Source organism: Pantoea sp. Acro-807 (genome assembly GCF_011752675.1).
Lineage (GTDB): Bacteria > Pseudomonadota > Gammaproteobacteria > Enterobacterales > Enterobacteriaceae > Pantoea > Pantoea eucrina.
In genome coordinates this window covers 1,015,916-1,032,075 of the sequence record NZ_VWXE01000001.1, presented here as the reverse complement: position 1 = coordinate 1,032,075, position 16,160 = coordinate 1,015,916, and the positions used below count along the sequence as shown (strand labels likewise).

Here is a 16,160-nt window from a genome sequence, read left to right as displayed (position 1 = left end):
CTGTTAATTGTAATTCACTGTTTAATAAGGCGGCAGAATGGATTTTTTCTCCAGCTATGGGCTCTTCCTGGCCAAGGCTGTCACGGTAGTGATCGCCATTGCGGCCGTAGTATTTATCATACTGAATGCTGCGCTGCGCAAACGTCATCACGCCGGTCAGCTGCAGGTGACGCATCTGGATGATGAGTATCGTCAGATAAAAGAGGATCTGCAGCTGGCTAAAATGAAGCCGCAGGTACAAAAAGTCTGGCTGAAACAGCATAAAAAAGAAGAGAAGCTGAAAGCGAAAACAGAGAAGCGCAACGCAAAAAACGGCGTCACTGAAACCGCGAAGCCGGTACTCTATGTGCTTGGCTTTAAAGGCAGCATGGACGCGGGTGAAGTCGCCTCCCTGCGTGAAGAAGTATCCGCTGTACTGGCCGTAGCGCAACCGGGTGATGAAGTCCTGCTGCGGCTTGAAAGCCCGGGCGGGGTGGTGCATGGCTACGGTCTGGCAGCGTCGCAGCTGCAGCGCCTGCGCGACGCGGGTCTGCGCCTGACCGCCGCCGTAGATAAAGTGGCCGCCAGCGGCGGATATATGATGGCCTGTGTGGCAGATCGCATTGTCGCCGCGCCGTTCTCCATTATCGGTTCAATCGGCGTTGTGGCGCAGATCCCCAACTTCAACCGGCTGCTGAAGCGCAATGATATTGACGTGGAGCTGCATACTGCAGGCCAGTACAAACGTACCCTGACGCTGTTTGGTGAAAATACCGAAGAGGGGCGTGAGAAGTTCCAGCACGATCTGGATGAAACGCATCAGCTGTTTAAGGGCTTTGTGCAGCAAATGCGTCCGTCGCTGGATATGAACCGGGTAGCGACCGGCGAACACTGGTATGGGCAGCAGGCGCTTGAACTGGGTCTGATTGATGAAATCGGCACCAGTGATGCCCTGATTATCCGGCATATGGAGCGCTTCACCGTGCTGGGCGTACAGTATGCGCGTAAGAAAAAGATGATGGATCGTTTTACCGGCAGCGCCAGCCAGGCGGCAGAACGGCTGTTGCTAAAAATCTGGCAGCGTGGCGAAAAGCCTCTGCTGTAACAGAAACCCGGCTCCGGCCGGGTTTTTTATGCTTAGCAACGGGTGAGTCCCATTTACTTCGGCCGGGTTGTGAAATGAATTCCATTTTTGTCCCGAATTATCCGACTTTTTTTGACAGCGCATTTTCTCCTTCTATATTACCTGCCATTCTGTTGCCACTTATCCGTGTTCACGCCTGCAGCTGGCGCAAAATTAAACAGAGTGCTATTTAAGTTGCGTATCAGATTTTATCAGGTAGAGTGTGGGCGATTCAGCTTTCAGGGAGTTCACACCAGGATGTGTGATGATGTCAGGCGGAAAAAGTGTAGTTAATCATAAGGTTGCGCACACCGTTTTAAACTGAATAGTGGCAGTCCCCGCCAGCTTGAAAATCAGATTGCTGGCAGCAATATTAAACCCACTGGGTTTTGGGGCATTAATCCTCTCCCGTTTATCAGGACGTTTCAATCAGGTAAAGGTACATATGGGTAAAGCACTCGTTATCGTTGAGTCCCCGGCAAAGGCCAAAACAATCAATAAATACCTCGGTAATGACTACGTGGTGAAATCCAGCGTCGGTCATATCCGCGATTTGCCGACCAGTGGTTCAACGACCCGTAAAAGTACTGACGGTGAGAAGGTAAAAACCGGGAAAAAAGTTAAAAAAGATGAAAAGGCGGCGCTGGTCAACCGAATGGGTGTTGATCCGTGGCATGGCTGGGAAGCTGATTATCAGATTCTGCCAGGCAAAGAGAAGGTTGTGTCTGAACTTAAAAGCCTGGCCGCTGACGCCGATCATATCTATCTCGCAACCGACCTTGACCGCGAAGGAGAAGCCATTGCCTGGCACCTGCGTGAAGTCATTGGTGGCGACGACAAGCGTTTCAGCCGGGTGGTGTTTAATGAAATCACCAAAAATGCGATTCGCCAGGCGTTTGAAAAGCCGGGTGAACTGAATATCGAGCGGGTTAATGCCCAGCAGGCGCGCCGTTTTATGGATCGCGTTGTGGGGTATATGGTTTCGCCTCTGCTGTGGAAAAAGATCGCCCGCGGTCTCTCTGCCGGACGCGTTCAGTCGGTAGCGGTACGTCTGGTGGTTGAGCGCGAGCGCGAAATCAAAGCGTTTGTGCCAGAAGAGTACTGGGAGATCGACGCAGATTTTGCTACGCCAAAAGGCGATGCGCTGGCGATGCAGGTGACGCATCAGGGCGACAAAGCGTTTCGTCCGGTTAACCGCGAGCAGACGCACGCGGCGGTCGCGATACTGGAAAAAGCGCGTTATGAAGTGCTGGATCGTGAAGATAAACCGACCAGCAGCAAACCTTCTGCACCTTTTATTACCTCAACGCTGCAGCAGGCTGCGAGCACACGTCTCGGCTTTGGTGTGAAGAAAACCATGATGATGGCGCAGCGGCTTTATGAAGCGGGTCACATCACCTACATGCGTACTGACTCCACGAACCTGAGCCAGGATGCAGTGACCATGGCGCGCGACTATGTCGCCAGCGAGTTCGGCAAAAAATACCTGCCGGAAGCGCCGGTGACCTATACCAGCAAAGATAATTCGCAGGAAGCGCACGAAGCGATTCGCCCGTCAGATGTCAACGTAAGCGCTGAGCAGCTGAAAGATATGGAAGCGGATGCGCAAAAACTTTACCAGCTTATCTGGCGCCAGTTTGTGGCGTGTCAGATGGTTCCGGCTAAATATGACTCCACCACGCTGACCGTAGGCGCAGCCGAATTCAGGCTCAAGGCAAAAGGCCGCACGCTGCGTTTTGATGGCTGGACGCGCGTTATGCCGGCACTGCGTAAAAACGATGAAGACAGGACGCTGCCGCCAGTAGCGGTAGGGGAAATACTGGATCTGACTGCGCTGCAGCCGAGCCAGCATTTTACCAAGCCTCCGGCGCGATTCAGCGAGGCGTCGCTGGTGCGCGAGCTGGAGAAGCGCGGTATTGGCCGTCCCTCAACCTACGCGTCTATTATTTCCACTATCCAGGATCGTGGTTATGTACGCGTTGAGAACCGTCGTTTTTATGCTGAGAAGATGGGTGAGATCGTCACCGACCGGCTGGAAGAAAATTTCCGCGAGCTGATGAATTACGATTTCACCGCTCATATGGAAAACAGCCTCGATCAGGTAGCCAACAATCAGGCGCAGTGGAAAGGCGTTCTCGACTCCTTCTTCAGTGACTTCAGCCAGCAGCTGGAGCAGGCTGAAAAAGATCCGGAAGAGGGCGGCATGCAGCCGAATCAGATGGTGCTGACCTCAATCGACTGCCCGACATGCGGTCGCAAAATGGGCATTCGTACGGCCAGCACCGGCGTATTCCTCGGCTGTTCGGGCTACGCCCTGCCGCCAAAAGAGCGCTGCAAGCAGACCATCAATCTGATCCCGGAAAACGAAGTGCTGAACGTGCTGGAGGGTGACGACGCGGAAACCAACGCGTTACGTGCCCGCCGCCGCTGCGTTAAGTGCGGCACCGCGATGGACAGCTATCTGATTGATAACAGCCGCAAGCTGCACGTCTGTGGTAACAATCCAGAGTGCGATGGCTATGAAATTGAGCAGGGCGAGTTTCGCATCAAGGGCTATGATGGCCCTATAGTCGAGTGCGAGAAATGCGGGTCGGAAATGCACCTTAAGATGGGACGCTTTGGCAAGTATATGGCGTGTACCAACGAAGAGTGTAAAAACACCCGTAAAATCCTGCGCAATGGCGAAGTCGCGCCGCCGAAAGAGGATCCGGTACCGCTGCCTGAGCTGCCGTGCGAGAAGTCAGATGCCTATTTTGTGCTGCGTGACGGAGCAGCCGGCGTCTTCCTTGCGGCTAATACGTTCCCGAAATCGCGCGAGACCCGCGCGCCGCTGGTGGAAGAGCTGAAGCGTTTCGCTGACCGTCTGCCGGAAAAGCTTAAATATCTGGCAGAGGCACCGGCAGCCGATCCGGAAGGAAATAAAACCCTGGTGCGTTTTAGCCGCAAGACAAAACAGCAGTACGTTTCGTCTGAAAAAGAGGGTAAAGCAACCGGCTGGTCAATGTTCTATATTGACGGTAAATGGCAGGAAGCGAAAAAATAACTCTCCGGGGCTGGCATCTGCCAGCCCCGTTTACTTTCCCCGCCTTATAACCTAACGTTCTTTATTCGGTTAAAAACTGATATAGTTGTTATAGTTTTTCTATTCTCAATTCGCTCTGTTCCTCACATCTGCATCATGGGCGGCTGCCGGCACGCACGTTAGTCGCTAACGGGAAGATATAACTATGAAACTGCAGCAGTTGCGCTATATCGTGGAAGTGGTCAATCACAATCTCAACGTCTCATCGACCGCTGAAGGTCTCTATACCTCACAGCCTGGCATCAGCAAACAGGTACGTATGCTTGAAGATGAGCTGGGGGTGCAGATATTTGCCCGCAGCGGCAAACATCTGACGCAGGTTACGCCAGCCGGTGAAGAGATTATCCGCATAGCACGTGAAGTATTATCAAAAGTTGATGCGATTAAATCCGTAGCGGGCGAACACACCTGGCCTGACAAGGGATCGCTTTATGTCGCCACCACGCATACGCAGGCGCGCTATGCGCTGCCGGGCGTAATCAAAGGATTTATCGAGCGCTACCCTCGCGTTTCACTGCATATGCATCAGGGCTCCCCTACGCAGATTGCTGAAGCGGTATCCAAGGGCAACGCTGACTTTGCCATTGCTACTGAAGCCCTGCACCTCTACGACGATCTCATCATGCTGCCCTGTTACCACTGGAATCGTGCGATTGTGGTAACGCCCGACCATCCGCTGGCAGGCAAAGACAACGTGACTATAGAGGAGCTGGCCGATTTCCCACTGGTAACCTACACCTTTGGTTTTACCGGCCGCTCCGAGCTCGATACAGCGTTTAATCGTGCAGGTCTGACCCCGCGTATCGTGTTTACCGCAACTGACGCAGATGTAATTAAAACTTATGTACGGCTTGGCTTAGGTGTGGGTGTGATTGCCAGTATGGCGGTTGACCCGGTAGCCGATCCGGATCTGGTTCGCATTGAAGCTTCAGAGATTTTCACCAATAGTACGACCAAAATAGGCTTCCGCCGCAGCACCTTCCTGCGCAGCTATATGTATGATTTTATTCAGCGATTTGCACCGCATCTCACGCGTGATGTGGTAGACACCGCTGTTGCTCTGCGCTCCAATGACGACATTGAAGCGATGTTCCGCGATATCAAACTCCCTTTCAAATAATTCGCCAAATCATGAATTTACCGGGGTGTCCAGTGGGCACCTTCAGGTTTCCCCTCGCTTAGCGCCATCAGTAGTTCAACAAAAGCTGACATTTTTCTGTAAATAAAACATGCATCACAGGTTTTTTCATTGTTATTAATTAATTGAGAAACAGTACACATTTTTCGGTTCACTTCTTTGCACACTGCCAGGATTATTCCCATACTCCAGTTAACACCTGATGAAGAAGGGCTTTATTACTGAGGTTTCTTATTTAACTCAAATTTAAAGTGGTACTAATTGTTGTTTAACCCAAATTTCAGTCGCCGTTTTTTTAATAGTTCTGAGGTCTGTGTTTCAATAAGGCTAATCAGTTTTCGAAGCTTTGATTAATAGCGTTAATCGTTGTGCTCAATAAAAATAACTGGATTTTTGGACTTAAGAAGTTTAGGATTCATCCTAAATCTTAATCGTTGTTATCAATCGTTTTGTTGAGAGTGATTATCAAAAACTATGGCTACGAGAATAACTGTACAACCCGACTTCCGGGCTAAGAGCACCAAGGTTCAGCGTACCGGTAACACCCGTCGCAAAGCCTGGTTGGCTGTCTTCGCTGCTTCAGCGCTGTTCTGGGTAGTGGTGGCATTAATGATTTGGCGTTTATGGGGCTAAGCCATGTGGGCAAACTCACTCAGTCGTAAATATCCGGTCACTGCACGGCAGCCAAATACACCTGCGTGCAAAGCAAAAGAAGCTCCTGCTGCTGAGCAGTCTGTAGCGATTCCTGCTTCCTGGGATCTGAGTGACAAGCAGCGCAGCTTTATCGAATCTTTTATGGATCCAAAACTCAAATAATTGTTGCTGCACTTATTTTTAGCATCTGATGTTGCTTTGATTTTTTCCGGTTATTCCGGCGGGCCAGCAAAAAGCCCATGACCTTACACTGCAAATAAGCGTCGACAGTAGATTACTGAAGATTAAAGAAAATTTAGCCCGAGAACCGGGAAGGAGTGACGAATGAATACAACCACTTTTTCATGGCTTAGCGTTTATGCTTTCTCATTTGCCTTCTGGGCAGCGGCAGCTTGGGCTCTTATGTAACCGACGCTTCTTATCACCGAATTTATGGAAATGCCCCGACTCAGGTCGGGGCATTTTTGTTTGTAGCACCCAGTGCCCTTTCGGGTTGTTATCAAAACGTTAACGAAAATGTGGTCTATCTTTAAGCTAAACCTTGCACTCTCTGAGGTTTAGCCTAAGGAATTAAAGGAGGAGACATGTCGTTAACATTACGCGAGCAAAGTCAGGATACGCTGGCGGTCGGGGCACACACCTATCATTATTACAGTCTGGCTAAAGCCGCACAGCATACCGGCAATATTGATCGCTTACCGAAATCGATGAAAGTGCTGCTGGAAAACCTGCTGCGCTGGCAGGATGACGAGTCCGTTACCCTTGAAGATATTCAGGCGCTGGCAGACTGGCAGCAAACCGCCCACGCTGACCGGGAGATTGCATATCGTCCGGCACGCGTGCTGATGCAGGATTTTACCGGCGTACCCGCCGTAGTCGATCTTGCCGCTATGCGCGAAGCAGTCGCACGACTGGGCGGAGATGTGGCAAAAGTTAACCCTTTGTCCCCGGTGGATCTGGTTATTGACCACTCCGTAACCGTCGATCGCTTCGGTAACGATGACGCCTTTGGCGAAAACGTCAGGCTGGAGATGGAACGTAATCACGAGCGCTACGTTTTCCTGCGCTGGGGACAGAAAGCGTTCAACCGGTTCCGCGTGGTGCCGCCGGGTACCGGCATCTGTCATCAGGTTAATCTGGAATATCTGGGTAAATCCGTCTGGCATGAAGAGCTGGAGGGCAAAAACGTTGCCTGGCCTGATACGCTGGTGGGTACCGACTCGCATACCACGATGATCAATGCGCTGGGCGTGCTGGGCTGGGGCGTTGGCGGCATCGAAGCGGAAGCGGCTATGCTGGGTCAGCCGGTTTCAATGCTTATTCCCGATGTGGTTGGCTTTAAGCTGACTGGCAAACTGCGTCCGGGCATTACCGCGACCGATCTGGTGCTGACCGTTACCCAGATGCTGCGTAAGCATGGCGTTGTCGGCAAATTTGTCGAATTCTACGGTGACGGGCTGGCCGATCTGCCGCTGGCCGATCGCGCAACGATCGCTAACATGGCACCCGAATATGGTGCCACCTGCGGTTTCTTCCCGATTGATGACGTCACCCTGAGCTATATGACGCTGACCGGGCGCGATGAGCAGCAGGTTAAATTGACGGAAGCGTATGCGAAGCAGCAGGGCCTGTGGCGAAATGCGGGCGACGAGCCGATCTTTACCAGCACGCTGGCGCTGGATATGGCTGACGTCGAATCGAGTATCGCAGGACCTAAGCGCCCGCAGGATCGGGTGGCGCTGGGCGATGTGCCCGCCGCGTTTGCCGCCAGTAATGAGCTGGAGATCAACCACGCACAAAAGCCGCATAAAGCGGTCAGTTACCGCGACAGTGAAACCCGCCAGTCGCATCAGCTTGATGATGGTGCGGTAGTTATTGCCGCGATTACTTCCTGTACCAATACGTCAAACCCCAGCGTGCTGATGGCCGCCGGCCTGCTGGCAAAAAAAGCGGTTGAGCGCGGGCTGAAGCGCCAGCCGTGGGTAAAAGCTTCCCTGGCCCCCGGATCAAAAGTGGTATCTGACTATCTGGCCACAGCCCGTCTCACGCCTTACCTGGACAAACTCGGTTTCAACCTGGTGGGGTATGGCTGTACAACCTGTATTGGTAACTCAGGGCCACTGCCGGATGAGATCGAAAGCGTTATAAAAGAGGGCGATCTGACCGTTGGCGCCGTGCTCTCCGGGAACCGTAATTTTGAAGGCCGTATACATCCGCTGATTAAAACTAACTGGCTGGCTTCACCCCCGCTGGTGGTGGCCTATGCGCTGGCCGGCAATATGAACATCAATCTGCAGAGCGAGCCTATCGGTCAGGATCAGACCGGCAAAGATGTTTATCTCAAAGATATCTGGCCATCACCGGAAGAGATCGCCGCCTCGGTGCAGCTGGTTAACAGCAGCATGTTCCGCAAAGAGTATGCGGAAGTGTTTGACGGGACGCCGGACTGGCAGCAAATCTCCGTGAGTGAAGCGGCAACCTACGACTGGGATGAAGGATCGACCTATATCCGCCTTTCACCTTTCTTTGATGACATGGAGAAAACGCCAAAGCCGGTTGAAGATATTCGCGGCGCCCGTATTCTGGCGATGCTGGGTGACTCAGTCACCACTGACCACATTTCGCCTGCGGGGAGTATTAAGGCTGAGAGTCCGGCGGGACGCTATCTGCTGGCGAAAGGCATAGAGCGTAACGACTTTAACTCCTACGGGTCGCGCCGTGGTAACCATGAAGTAATGATGCGCGGTACCTTTGCCAATATTCGTATCCGCAATGAAATGGTGCCCGGTACGGAAGGCGGCTACACCCGGCATTTTCCGGGTAATGAAACGCTGGCTATTTATGATGCCGCAATGAAATATAAAGAAGAGGGCGTGCCGCTCGCCGTGGTGGCCGGGAAAGAGTACGGTTCAGGTTCCAGCCGCGACTGGGCTGCTAAAGGACCGCGCCTGCAGGGAGTACGCGTCGTGATCGCTGAGTCTTTTGAGCGTATTCACCGTTCAAACCTGATTGGTATGGGGATCCTGCCGCTGGAGTTCCCGGCGGGCGTTACCCGTAAGACGCTGCAGTTAACCGGTGAGGAGCGGATAGATATTGCTGACCTGGCGCAGCTGACGCCGGGCTGCACGGTCAATGTTACTCTGACCCGCGCAGACGGCAGTGAGGAGCAGGTGGCCGCACGCTGCCGTATCGATACGGCAACGGAACTGACTTACTACCGCAATGACGGCATACTGCACTATGTTATCCGCAATATGCTGAACTAAAAAAAAGCCGGGCTTGCCCGGCTTCTTTTCTCTCAGGATTTCGGCAGCAGATGCCCCATCTTTTCCGCTTTGGTATCGAGATAGTGGGCATTTTTTGGATTGCGCCCGACGATCAGCGGCACGCGCTCAACAATATTAATGCCCGCTTCGCTGAGGATCTCAACCTTGCGCGGATTATTTGTCAGCAGGCGCACTTCATCGATACCCAGTAATTTGAACATATCAGCGCACAGGGTGAAATCACGCTCATCAGCGGCAAAGCCCAGCTGATGGTTCGCCTCGACGGTGTCATAGCCTTTATCCTGCAGCGCATAGGCGCGGATTTTGTTCAGTAAACCGATATTACGGCCTTCCTGACGGTGATACAGCAGCACCCCGCGCCCCTCTTCAGCAATCGCTGTTAACGCCGCTTCAAGCTGAAAGCCGCAGTCGCAGCGCAGACTGAACAGCGCATCACCGGTCAGACACTCAGAGTGGACACGCGCCAGCACCGGCGTATGATCGCTGATATCACCGTAAACCAGCGCCACATGATCGTGGCCGGTTGCCAGTTCTTCAAAACCTACCATCAGGAAATCTCCCCATGGCGTGGGCAGTTTAGCTTCTGCTACCCGTTTAAGCTGCATGTGATTCTCCAGAACCTTCAGAGGATGCGCTATCATCTTGATAACGCACGGGCCGACTGACCCGAAAATTGTGTCTATTGTGCCATATCCACAAGCAGGCCCGCTAATCAGTCAGAAAGATTGTAGTGATAAAGCACGATTATCCAAGCCGCTTTAGGTATGTTATTCTTTTTTCAGCTAAAGTTATTCAGCAAACGCATTATAACCCGCAGGAAAAGCCAAAGTATGTTGAAAATAGCGCAGCGCACGACTCTGGGTGCCTTTTTATTAATTGCGATGCCACTCTGCGTCTGGCTGTCGGGCTGGCAATGGCAGCCGGGTGAAAGCGGGGGAGTGCTGCGCTTTTTGTTCTGGATGACGGAAACCGTCACCAGCCCGTGGGGGATTATCACCAGCAGCGTGCTGAGCGCCTGGATGCTGTGGTGTCTGCGCTTCCGCCTTAAGCCTGCTATCCTGCTGCTGATTATCATGAATGGCGCGATTCTCGCCGGGCAGTACACGAAGTCATGGATTAAAGAGCAGGTGCAGGAGCCGCGACCCTATGTGGTCTGGCTGGAGCAGCAGCATGGCATCAGCAACGATGAATTTTATCAGCTGAAACGGCAACAGCGGGGCGAGATGGTTAATGGGCTGCTGGCCAGCGATACGCAAATTCCCCGCTGGTTAAAGCAGCACTGGGCATTTGAAACAGGATTTGCTTTTCCTTCCGGCCATACTATGTTTGCTGCCAGCTGGGCGCTGCTGGCAATGGGCCTGCTCTGGCCGCGTCGCCGGGTGGTGACGCTGGTGGTGCTGTTCAGCTGGGCCATTATGGTGATGGGCAGCCGGCTGGTGCTGGGTATGCACTGGCCGCGCGACCTGATTGTCGCAACCCTTATCTCCTGGCTGCTGGTGACCGTCGCGACCTGGCTGGCGCAGCGCTTTTGCGGTCCGCTTACGCTTCCGCCTGATGAGCAGCGCGAAGTCAAAGCGCGCGACGACGGATTGTAATCAGCCGAACTGCCCCCATATAGCTGATTACGCTTGCGCAAAGCCAGCTAACTGATAACGTGAAAGCAGCATGGTACGCGCTTTTTTGGCATACTCTATTGGAAACTCTACGACAGGACGCATTGTGAAATATTTGCTGATTTTTCTGGTGGTACTGGTCATTTTTATCATTTCAGTGACGCTGGGTGCTCACAATGATCAGGTGGTGACGTTCAACTATCTGCTGGCGCAGGGTGAATTTCGTATCTCCACGCTGCTTGCGGTGCTGTTTGGCGCCGGTTTTTTACTGGGCTGGGCAATCTGCGGACTATTCTGGTTACGCATCCGCGTTTCACTGGCACATGCTCAGCGTAAACTGAAGCGTATGCAGGCGCAAAACGAACACGCTTCGGCAGCCACCACCGTATCGACTACAGGTCGTCGGGATTAATGTTCAATGCATGAATTGCTGTTTCTGCTTCTCCCGGTCGCAGCGGCCTACGGCTGGTATATGGGACGACGCAGCGCGTACCAGAATAAGCAACAGGAAGCGAACCGCCTGTCACGAGAGTATGTGGCCGGGGTAAACTTTCTGCTTTCAAATCAGCAGGATAAAGCCGTCGATCTATTCCTCGACATGCTGAAAGAAGACAGTGGTACGGTTGAGGCGCACCTGACGCTCGGTAATCTGTTTCGCTCACGCGGCGAGGTAGATCGCGCTATACGTATTCACCAGTCGCTGATGGAAAGCGCCTCGCTTACCTACGACCAGCGACTGCTGGCGATTCAGCAGCTTGGCCGCGACTATATGGCGGCGGGCCTCTACGATCGCGCAGAAGATATGTTCAGTCAGCTAACGGATGAAACCGATTTTCGCATTGCCGCTCTGCAGCAGCTGCTGCTGATTCATCAGGCAACCAGCGACTGGCAGAAAGCGATCGACGTTGCTGAGAAGCTGGTAAAACTGGGAAAAGAGAAGCAAAAAGGCGAGATTGCGCACTTCTATTGTGAGCTGGCGCTGCAGGCGATGAGCAGTGACGATCTCGATCGCGCAATGTCGCTGCTGAAAAAAGGTGAATCGGCCGATCATCAGAGCGCGCGCGTTTCCATCATGATGGGACGCATCCTGATGGAGCAGGGGGAGTATGCGAAAGCAGCACAGCGTCTGCAGCGGGTGCTGGATCAGGATAAAGAACTGGTCAGCGAAACGCTGCCGATGCTGGAAACCTGCTATCAGCGGCTGGCGCAGCCAGAGGTGTGGGCCGGTTATCTGCAGCGCTGTACCGAAGAGAATACCGGTGCCGCCGCTGAGCTCTATCTGTCAGATATTCTGGAGCAGCAGCAGGGGCCGGAAGCGGCACAGCTCTATATTAATCGCCAGCTGCAGCGTCATCCGACCATGCGCGTCTTCCACCGGCTAATGGACTTTCACCTGCATGAAGCGGAAGATGGCCGGGCAAAAGAGAGTCTGATGGTTCTGCGCGATATGGTTGGTGAACAGATCCGCACCAAACCGCGCTATCGTTGCCATAAATGCGGTTTTACCGCCTACGCACTTTACTGGCACTGCCCATCCTGCCGGGCATGGTCTTCAATAAAACCGATCAGAGGACTTGACGGGCAGTAACAGCTATTTTTAAAAAAAACAGGAAAAATAGTTACAACGTACTTTTTTAATAATCGCCTTATCGCGCATCAGACACCGGCATATGGCTCAACAGGTCACGTATCCCGGGCGTAAGATTGTTCTGCCGCAGCATGGCAGGTAGAATGCAGGCCGTTTGTTGCCCCTGTGCCTGCTTATGAGGAAACGTTATGTCTGTAACCCCTTCACCCATTCTGGTGGCGCTCGACTACAGTAATCTGGATGACGCACTGCGATTTGTGGACCGTATTGATCCTGCTCAGTGTCGCCTCAAAGTAGGCAAAGAGATGTTCACGCTGTTTGGTCCGTCAGTGGTCCGGACATTGCAGGCACGCGGATTCGATCTCTTTCTCGATCTGAAATTTCACGATATCCCCAACACCACCGCACATGCCGTAGCCGCTGCCGCAGAGCTGGGCGTCTGGATGGTGAACGTGCACGCCAGCGGGGGAGCACGCATGATGCAGGCTGCACGCGAGGCGCTGCTGCCTTTTGGAAAAGATGCACCGCTGCTGATTGCTGTAACCGTGCTGACCAGCATGGATGAAGAGGATCTGCGCGGACTGGGCATCACCCTGTCACCGGCGCAACAGGCAGAGCGGCTGGCGCGCCTCACGCAACAGTGTGGCCTGGATGGTGTCGTCTGCTCAGCCCATGAAGCGGCTGCATTCAAACAGGCGTTCGGCAGCGAATTTGCGCTGGTCACGCCCGGTATTCGACCGGCAGGCAGCGACGCTGGCGATCAGCGCCGTATTATGACGCCCCTGCAGGCGAAGCAGGCCGGGGTTGATTATATGGTTATCGGCCGTCCGGTTACGCAGTCAGCCGATCCGGCTGCCACGCTGCAGCAGATTATTACATCGTTACAGGAGGCGTAATGGCGCAGGACAATCCACTGGTTTACTCCACCGACAGCGGGCGTATTGTGCCGGCAGAGGAGAAGCCACAGCGACCGCGCGGCGACGGTATTGTACGCATTCAGCGTCAGACCAGCGGACGTAAAGGCAAGGGCGTCTGTCTGATCACCGGTATCGATCTGGACGACAGCGCGCTGGCTACTCTTGCCGCAGAACTGAAGAAAAAGTGCGGCTGCGGGGGGGCGGTAAAAGAGGGCGTGATTGAGATTCAGGGGGATAAACGTGACCTGCTCAAAACGCTGCTCGAAGCCAAAGGCATGAAGGTTAAGCTGGCGGGCGGTTAATGAAAGCGGGCCACGCATTGTGGCCCGGACAAAAAGGTGTCTGCTGTGTAGCCTGCAAAAAATTAACGGTCGATTTGATGGCCGATAATACCGCCCACCGCCGCGCCGCCCACGGTACCCAGGCCACTGCCGTTGGTCAGGACTGAACCACCAATAGCACCGGCACCGGCACCAATTGCCGTGTTGCGATCGCGTTTAGACCAGTTTGAACAGCCGCTCAGCGCAACAACTAATGTTGCTGCCAGCACGGCAACGGATACACGTTTCACTGTTGTAGTCATAGATATCTCCTTGATGATTGGCTCAGAGGCAACAGCAATAAGTATAGATGCCCGACGGCAAAGTTCTTTATTCCCGGATGGAAAAGTTGGGCCAGGCCGCCGGGTTTATGCTGTCTGCCAGCGTAAATATCCTGAAACCGAATGGTCCTGTTTAATTTTAAACGCTGCGGCGCAGTCGTCAGACAGAAAACGCTGAATCTGCGCCGCATTTATGACGAGACAGCGACTTTCCACTGAGCATTCAGCCATTCTTTCCATAACATCCGATCCCCTCTCTGCGCACAATCTCTCTATCACAGACTGGTGGAGAACAATGATGCTGGAAGCGCTAAAGCAGCAGGTACTGGAAGCAAATCTCGATTTACCGCGCTACAACCTGGTCACGTTCACCTGGGGCAACGTCAGCGCCATTGACAGAGAGCAGGGTGTACTGGTGATCAAGCCTTCAGGGGTGCGATATGAAAAGATGCAGCGGGATGACATGGTAGTGGTAGATCTGGAGAGTGGTGCGGTGATCGAAGGCGCGCTACGACCCTCATCGGACACGGCCACGCATCGTGCGCTTTATCAGGCGTGGCCCGATATTGGCGGTATCGTTCATACGCATTCGCGGCATGCAACCATCTGGGCACAGGCAGGACGCGACATACCCGCCTGGGGCACGACCCACGCGGATGATTTCTACGGCACGATCCCCTGCACCCGCGCCATGCTGCGCATGGAGATCGAGCAGGAGTATGAGTGGAATACCGGACAGGTCATCATCGAAACTTTTGCCCATCGTAATATTCAGCCCACCGCAATTCCCGCAGCGCTGGTTAACTCTCACGGGCCTTTCGCATGGGGCAGCGATGCGGCGGCGGCAGTACACAGTGCGGTGGTCCTGGAGGAGGTCGCCTATATGGCGCTGCATACCGAACAGCTGCGAGCTGAACTCCCGCCTATCTCGCAAAATCTGCTGGATCTGCACTACCTGCGCAAACACGGTAAAAACGCGTGGTATGGACAATAAGGCTGTTCTTACAGCCTCAGGCGCCTGCGGGCGCTTTTTTTATCGCAGCATCAGTAAATTCCTGGCTAACGATGCGTGATTCACGCGCGTGCAGTATGCTAAATCGTCTTTATTCACAACGCGTTAGGCGATCTCATGTACTCTGGCTTTCGCTCTGCTCTATCCTGAAATGGCGCTAATGATTTTTCACCCCCCTGTTCAGGGATACTTCTGGATTTTGCTTTATAAATCAATCTCTCATTTGGTCTGGCCTCACTCTGCATTACGCTGATGTGGCGTTAAACGCATCACATAAATATTAGAGGATGAGACTATGACCGTTATTAACCAACCAACCTGCCGCCTGTTTACCGAAGCGGGACAGACCACCCAACTTGTTGCTTACTACGAGGAAGGGCGTCGCACCATGTGGATGATGTTGCGGGCTCAGCCACGCCCAAGCTTCAACCATGAATTAATCGAGGAGATCATGAACCTGAGCTATACGGCTCAGCGCTCCGGACTGCCGATCGATTTCTGGGTAACCGGCTCTTTAGTCCCACAGATGTTCAACGCCGGTGGCGATCTGCGCTTTTTTGTTGAGTGCATTCGCAACAACCGTCGCGAAGCGCTGCGTGCCTATGCCCGGGCCTGCGTCGACTGCATTCACTCGGCGGCTCGCGGGTTTGATACTGGCGCGGTAACGCTGGCGATGATTGAAGGCAGCGCTCTGGGCGGAGGCTTTGAGGCCGCGCTGGCGCACCATTTCATTCTGGCACAGAACAGCGCGCGTCTCGGTTTCCCGGAGATTGCGTTTAATCTGTTCCCGGGAATGGGTGGCTATTCGCTGGTCGCGCGTCGTTCCGGTATGAAGCTGGCAGAAGAGCTGATCTGTGAAGGGGAGTCGCACAGTGCAGAGTGGTATGAGACGCGCGGCCTGGTCGATAAAGTGTTCCAGCCGGGTGAAGCGTACCGCGCGACGCGCACCTTTATCGATACCTTACGGCCGAAGCTGAATGGCGTGCGTGCCATGCTGAAAGCGCGCCAGCGCGTACTGCAGCTGTCACGTGCTGAACTGATGGATATTACGGAGGACTGGGTAGATTATGCCTTTACGCTTGAACCCAAGGATATCGCCTATATGGAGCGCCTGGTGCAGTTACAAAATCGCCACAGTGCTTCATTACGTAAAGCCGGATAACACT

The 16,160-nt window shown here is 53.5% G+C and carries 15 protein-coding genes; 13 read left to right on the top strand and 2 right to left on the bottom strand.

The window, feature by feature from the left end; translation table 11 throughout:
- Positions 1 to 37 precede the first annotated feature (37 nt).
- From sohB to acnA, 6 genes are all read left to right on the top strand, one after another.
- A complete protein-coding gene (sohB, locus tag F3J39_RS04870; protein ID WP_039384581.1) occupies positions 38 to 1,084 on the top strand; it encodes a protease SohB in 1,047 nt (348 codons plus the stop codon).
- A gap of 463 nt (positions 1,085 to 1,547) precedes the next feature.
- Positions 1,548 to 4,145, top strand: a complete 2,598-nt coding sequence (topA, locus tag F3J39_RS04865; protein WP_104085016.1) for a type I DNA topoisomerase — start codon at positions 1,548 to 1,550, stop codon at positions 4,143 to 4,145.
- A gap of 184 nt (positions 4,146 to 4,329) precedes the next feature.
- A complete protein-coding gene (gene cysB, locus F3J39_RS04860) occupies positions 4,330 to 5,304 on the top strand; it encodes an HTH-type transcriptional regulator CysB (protein ID WP_039384577.1) in 975 nt (324 codons plus the stop codon).
- 492 nt (positions 5,305 to 5,796) lie between these two features.
- Positions 5,797 to 5,955 (top strand): YmiA family putative membrane protein, encoded by a 159-nt coding sequence (locus F3J39_RS04855; protein ID WP_071668859.1) that lies wholly within the window; start codon positions 5,797 to 5,799, stop codon positions 5,953 to 5,955.
- A gap of 3 nt (positions 5,956 to 5,958) precedes the next feature.
- The gene (locus F3J39_RS04850; RefSeq protein ID WP_039384574.1) at positions 5,959 to 6,138 is read left to right on the top strand and encodes a hypothetical protein; all 180 of its coding nucleotides are present in this window, start codon (positions 5,959 to 5,961) and stop codon (positions 6,136 to 6,138) included.
- Between the two features lie 422 nt (positions 6,139 to 6,560).
- Positions 6,561 to 9,242, top strand: coding sequence for an aconitate hydratase AcnA (gene acnA, locus F3J39_RS04845; RefSeq protein WP_166713874.1), 2,682 nt, complete (start codon positions 6,561 to 6,563; stop codon positions 9,240 to 9,242).
- Between the two features lie 32 nt (positions 9,243 to 9,274).
- Here acnA and ribA read toward each other — a convergent pair whose 3' ends face one another.
- Positions 9,275 to 9,868, bottom strand: coding sequence for a GTP cyclohydrolase II (gene ribA, locus F3J39_RS04840; protein ID WP_039384570.1), 594 nt, complete (start codon positions 9,866 to 9,868; stop codon positions 9,275 to 9,277).
- A gap of 225 nt (positions 9,869 to 10,093) precedes the next feature.
- Between ribA and pgpB the strand changes: the two genes are divergently transcribed.
- From pgpB to yciH, 5 genes are all read left to right on the top strand, one after another.
- On the top strand, positions 10,094 to 10,858 hold the full coding sequence (pgpB, locus tag F3J39_RS04835; protein WP_166713873.1) for a phosphatidylglycerophosphatase B: 765 nt from the start codon (positions 10,094 to 10,096) through the stop codon (positions 10,856 to 10,858).
- A 124-nt stretch (positions 10,859 to 10,982) separates the two neighbouring features.
- On the top strand, positions 10,983 to 11,288 hold the full coding sequence (locus F3J39_RS04830; RefSeq protein WP_039384565.1) for a LapA family protein: 306 nt from the start codon (positions 10,983 to 10,985) through the stop codon (positions 11,286 to 11,288).
- Between the two features lie 6 nt (positions 11,289 to 11,294).
- Positions 11,295 to 12,464: a lipopolysaccharide assembly protein LapB gene (lapB, locus tag F3J39_RS04825; protein ID WP_039384563.1), complete on the top strand. Its 1,170-nt coding sequence runs from the start codon at positions 11,295 to 11,297 to the stop codon at positions 12,462 to 12,464.
- Between the two features lie 188 nt (positions 12,465 to 12,652).
- Positions 12,653 to 13,360, top strand: a complete 708-nt coding sequence (pyrF, locus tag F3J39_RS04820; protein ID WP_039384561.1) for an orotidine-5'-phosphate decarboxylase — start codon at positions 12,653 to 12,655, stop codon at positions 13,358 to 13,360.
- Positions 13,360 to 13,683, top strand: a complete 324-nt coding sequence (gene yciH / locus F3J39_RS04815) for a stress response translation initiation inhibitor YciH (protein WP_039384559.1) — start codon at positions 13,360 to 13,362, stop codon at positions 13,681 to 13,683. Before pyrF ends, yciH begins: the two co-directional genes overlap by 1 nt.
- Positions 13,684 to 13,745: 62 nt before the next feature.
- Here yciH and osmB read toward each other — a convergent pair whose 3' ends face one another.
- Positions 13,746 to 13,964, bottom strand: coding sequence for an osmotically-inducible lipoprotein OsmB (osmB, locus tag F3J39_RS04810; protein ID WP_039384556.1), 219 nt, complete (start codon positions 13,962 to 13,964; stop codon positions 13,746 to 13,748).
- 316 nt (positions 13,965 to 14,280) lie between these two features.
- On the opposite strand from osmB, the gene araD reads away from it, so the two are divergent.
- Together araD and F3J39_RS04800 are read left to right on the top strand one after the other, a co-directional pair.
- Positions 14,281 to 14,976 carry an L-ribulose-5-phosphate 4-epimerase gene (gene araD, locus F3J39_RS04805; RefSeq protein WP_094110959.1) on the top strand — a complete coding sequence of 232 codons (696 nt, stop codon included), beginning with the start codon at positions 14,281 to 14,283 and terminating at the stop codon, positions 14,974 to 14,976.
- A 313-nt stretch (positions 14,977 to 15,289) separates the two neighbouring features.
- Entirely contained in the window at positions 15,290 to 16,156 is an 867-nt protein-coding gene (locus tag F3J39_RS04800) for a crotonase/enoyl-CoA hydratase family protein (RefSeq protein WP_039384553.1), read from the top strand.
- Positions 16,157 to 16,160: the final 4 nt, after the last annotated feature.

Bases quoted from the DNA above. Each gene is read 5' to 3' on its own strand.
- pyrF (WP_039384561.1), top strand. From the start codon at position 12,653: ATGTCTGTAACCCCTTCACCCATTCTGGTGGCGCTCGACTACAGTAAT.
- topA (WP_104085016.1), top strand. From the start codon at position 1,548: ATGGGTAAAGCACTCGTTATCGTTGAGTCCCCGGCAAAGGCCAAAACA.
- lapB (WP_039384563.1), top strand. From the start codon at position 11,295: ATGCATGAATTGCTGTTTCTGCTTCTCCCGGTCGCAGCGGCCTACGGC.
- cysB (WP_039384577.1), top strand. From the start codon at position 4,330: ATGAAACTGCAGCAGTTGCGCTATATCGTGGAAGTGGTCAATCACAAT.
- yciH (WP_039384559.1), top strand. From the start codon at position 13,360: ATGGCGCAGGACAATCCACTGGTTTACTCCACCGACAGCGGGCGTATT.
- acnA (WP_166713874.1), top strand. From the start codon at position 6,561: ATGTCGTTAACATTACGCGAGCAAAGTCAGGATACGCTGGCGGTCGGG.
- sohB (WP_039384581.1), top strand. From the start codon at position 38: ATGGATTTTTTCTCCAGCTATGGGCTCTTCCTGGCCAAGGCTGTCACG.
- pgpB (WP_166713873.1), top strand. From the start codon at position 10,094: ATGTTGAAAATAGCGCAGCGCACGACTCTGGGTGCCTTTTTATTAATT.
- ribA (WP_039384570.1), bottom strand. From the start codon at position 9,868: ATGCAGCTTAAACGGGTAGCAGAAGCTAAACTGCCCACGCCATGGGGA.
- araD (WP_094110959.1), top strand. From the start codon at position 14,281: ATGCTGGAAGCGCTAAAGCAGCAGGTACTGGAAGCAAATCTCGATTTA.
- F3J39_RS04855 (WP_071668859.1), top strand. From the start codon at position 5,797: ATGGCTACGAGAATAACTGTACAACCCGACTTCCGGGCTAAGAGCACC.
- F3J39_RS04800 (WP_039384553.1), top strand. From the start codon at position 15,290: ATGACCGTTATTAACCAACCAACCTGCCGCCTGTTTACCGAAGCGGGA.
- F3J39_RS04850 (WP_039384574.1), top strand. From the start codon at position 5,959: ATGTGGGCAAACTCACTCAGTCGTAAATATCCGGTCACTGCACGGCAG.
- osmB (WP_039384556.1), bottom strand. From the start codon at position 13,964: ATGACTACAACAGTGAAACGTGTATCCGTTGCCGTGCTGGCAGCAACA.